The organism is Streptococcus sp. LYSM12 (assembly GCF_004569635.1).
GTDB lineage: Bacteria > Bacillota > Bacilli > Lactobacillales > Streptococcaceae > Streptococcus.
In genome coordinates, this window is the sequence record NZ_SPOZ01000048.1 from 1 (window position 1) to 4,220 (window position 4,220).

The 4,220-nt window shown below is 40.6% G+C and carries 1 protein-coding gene; it reads left to right on the plus strand.

The genetic code is table 11. The features are described 5' to 3' along the window. Nucleotides 1-21 precede the first annotated feature (21 nt). Nucleotides 22-4,220 (plus strand): putative Ig domain-containing protein (locus tag E4T79_RS10490; RefSeq protein ID WP_135030065.1); only part of this gene is annotated, 4,199 nt, incomplete at its 3' end.

Consider the following 4,220-nt stretch of genomic DNA (forward strand, 5'->3'; position numbering starts at 1 on the left):
GTGTATAAGAGACGGGTATAATTGTCAAATGTAACACGGGTTGTGACATTTTCCTTGGAAGAAGATGTCTGGTTTGTGTATAAAAAAATAAAGGGGTATTTACTTTTGAAAAAGAACAAAAGAAACAAGTTTGATTGGTACGGACTAAATCAGCGTTTTTCGATTCGTACGTATCATTTTGGTGCAGCTAGTGTGTTACTTGGGGCAGTAATCACACTAGGTTTAACGAGCAATGTATCTGCGGATGAAGTGGAAGCTAATAGCTCAACTCCTGCAGTAACAGAAGTTGTTAAAGTTGAAGAAGCAGCAACAGCTGAGGCTGGTAAGACAGACGGAACAGACTTAACAGCTGTTAAAGGATTGGCGCTTGAAGCATTGAAAGAACTAACAGCTCTTTCCGATGTAGAAAAAGCAACCTTTGAGAAAGATATCGAAGTTGCAACAACTTCAGACTCTGTCAACGAGATTATTGAACGAGCAAAGGGCATAAATGAAAATGCCAAAGTAGCTACAGAATCAAAAGCTAAAGAAGAAGCAGTTCAACCAGATTTGTCAGCTGCAAAAGAAAATGCAGTTGCAACCTTGGATTCCTATACACATATCTCCGAGGAAGCAAAAGCAGACTTCGTAGCTCAAATCAAAGCGGCAGATACTCAGGATGCTATCGGTGCTATTTTAAATGAGGCAAACAAGGCTGAAAAACGTGCCGTTATATTCCCGAATCAAGGTCAACCAATTTCTGAGGGAACCTCTTTTCGTTCTTTAGGAACTTCAGATACGGAAAAAACAAAAAATTATACGTTCCAAGATGCGATGACTATCTTCCCAGATTTAACGAAGATGACTGGAAATAACATTGATTTTCAGGTTGCTTATTATCTAGCTGGGGCAAATTCTGGTGATAATTGGAAATTCCGTTTACAATTAGATGAGGCAATCGCATCAAAAGTTGAAACAATCACAGTGAAACCTGTTGGCAGTTCAAATAATGTTGTACTAACACGCGTAGGTGACACAAACATTTTCCAATCAAATTTCATTCGTGCAAACGGAGGAATTTTTGGGGGTGCTGAATTAGGTACACAGTTAACAACTGGTAGAATTACACTCAAAGAACCGATACAAAATATTGTAAAAGACCCAAATATACCTGAATTTATGGCATATCGTACGTATGTTTTTGATACAGCGAAAAATTCAGTTGTTGCCACATCAGCAACAAGTGGTGTATTTAGAGTTCGTGAAAATCAAACACCAAGTCCAACGTCAACAGATTCTAAAAAATTGGATAAACTGAAAAAGATTACGACTAGTGCCGGTGTTAAATATAATCCATCATATAGAACTTATGGAGCCATTGTATTTGACCAAACCATGCTAAAAAATGGAACAATGGCATTAACACTCCAAGATGCATTGAAAAATACAACGTATAATCTGGATATAGACCCAGCTTTATTACCATATATTGCTAATGTTGAGTTGCATATTGCTGAATACAGTTTTTCAAATGGTTTAGATGAAGCGATTAAAACAGAGCACTATCGTGCAACAACCACATTTGATGGAAATGGACATGCTACTTTTGCAATTGGAAGTAATGCAGTAAGTTTAGGGAACTCTTCTAATAAGAATTCCTATGTGAATGTAAATGGTGCACAAAACCCAGCTTATGTACGTACAGTCATTAAATTTAAACAGCCAATCCGTGAATTAATAACGGGCTCTTCAGAGGGCTATCCAGTCTTTAAAGTACCGGCTGATTCTGATATTTTACCAATCACAGGCTACTTTACAGCAGGTGATGGAGGTGTTTTACCAACAACCATTGGAAATTCAGGATTGTTAGCAACAGATGTTGATCTTCCAGATAAAGATATCTATGATCCAGAAACAGAAGTAATTAATAAACCATTTGGTGAAGCTACAACTGCAGATGATTTATCAAATGCTGTTAAGAAAATACCGTCTGCTTCTAAAGTAGTTGCTAAAGCAGGTGCAACTGTTCCAGATGGCAATACTGCCGGTACTTTTGAAGTGCCAGTAGTGATTACTTATCCGGACGGTTCAAGTGAAGAGGTGACAGTTACGGTTATTGTGGCAGAATCAACACAAAAGCCAACAATAGGTAACATTGAGAATAAGACCGTTATTGAAAAGAAACCGATTGAACCAATCGATGTCCCAGTAGAAAACAAACCAAATAATGGTACAGTAGAAGTAACAGGCTTACCAACTGGCTTGACCTATGATCCAACAACCGGTAAAATCACCGGAACTCCAACTGTAAGCGATTGGGGTAATACTGAAGAGGAACGTGATTTCTCTGTCAAAGTGGTTGTGAAAGACGCTGCTGGAAATCCTGTTGCCGAAAAAGATGTTACGATCAAGGTTCAACGTGATACAGATAGCGACGGTATCCCAGATGTCACCGACCCAGACGATGACAACGATGGCTACACAGATGATCAAGAAAAGGCAGCTGGCACAGATTCTAAAGATCCAAACAGTAAACCAGCAGCGCCAGCAGTTGGCAACCTTGAAAATAAGACAGTTATTGAAAAGAAACCGATTGAACCAATTGATGTCCCAGTAGAAAACAAACCAAATAATGGTAGCGTTGAAGTAACAGGCTTACCAACTGGCTTGAGCTATGACCCAGCAACTGGCAAAATCACTGGAACTCCAACTGTAAGCGATTGGGGCAATACTGAAGAGGAACGTGACTTCCCTGTTAAAGTGGTTGTGAAAGACGCTGCTGGAAATCCTGTTGCCGAAAAAGATGTTACGATTAAGGTTCAACGTGATACAGATAGCGACGGTATCCCAGATGTCACAGACCCAGACGATGACAACGATGGCTACACAGATGATCAAGAAAAGGCAGCTGGTACAGATTCTAAAGATCCAAACAGTAAACCGGCAACGCCAGCAGTTGGCAATCTTGAAAATAAGACAGTTATTGAAAAGAAACCGATTGAACCAATCGATGTCCCAGTAGAAAACAAACCAAATAATGGTACAGTAGAAGTAACTGGCTTACCAACTGGCTTGAGCTATGACCCAGCAACTGGCAAAATCACTGGGACTCCAACTGTAAGCGATTGGGGCAAAGATGAAGAAGAACGCGACTTCCCTGTTAAAGTGGTTGTGAAAGACGCTGCTGGAAATCCTGTTGCCGAAAAAGATGTTACGATTAAGGTTCAACGTGATACAGATAGCGACGGTATCCCAGATGTCACCGACCCAGACGATGACAACGATGGCTACACAGATGATCAAGAAAAGGCAGCTGGTACAGATTCCAAAGATCCAAACAGTAAACCAACTGCAAGCGTCGGCAATCTTGAAAATAAGACGGTTATTGAAAAACAACCGATTGAGCCAATCGATGTCCCAGTAGAAAACAAACCAAATAATGGTAGCGTTGAAGTAACTGGTCTACCAACAGGCTTGACCTATGACCCAGCAACTGGCAAAATCACCGGAACTCCAACTGTAACCGATTGGGGCAAAGATGAAGAAGAACGCGATTTCCCTGTCAAAGTGGTTGTGAAAGATGCCAATGGAAATCCTGTTGCCGAAAAAGATGTTACGATTAAGGTTCAACGTGATACAGATGGCGATAAATTGCCAGATGTCACTGATCCAGATGATGATAACGATGGCTATACAGATGATCAAGAAAAGACAGCTGGTACAGATTCTAAAGATCCAAACAGTAAACCAATCGCAACTGTTGGTGATATAGACAACAAGACCGTTGTTGAAAAACAACCGATTGAGCCAATCGAAGTTCCAGTAACCAATGTTCCACACAATGGTAGCGTTGAAGTAACTGGCTTACCAACTGGCTTGACCTATGACCCAGCAACTGGCAAGATCACTGGTACCCCAACTGTAACTGATTGGGGCAAAGATGAAGAAGAACGTGACTTCCCTGTCAAAGTGGTTGTGAAAGATGCCAATGGAAATCCTGTTGCCGAAAAAGATATCACAATCAAGGTTCAACGTGATACAGATGGCGATAAATTGCCAGACGTCACCGATCCAGATGATGATAACGATGGCTATACAGATGATCAAGAAAAGACAGCTGGTACAGATTCTAAAGATCCAAACAGTAAACCAATCGCAACTGTTGGTGATATAGACAACAAGACCGTTGTTGAAAAACAACCGATTGAGCCAATCGAAGTTCCAGTAACCAATGTTCCACA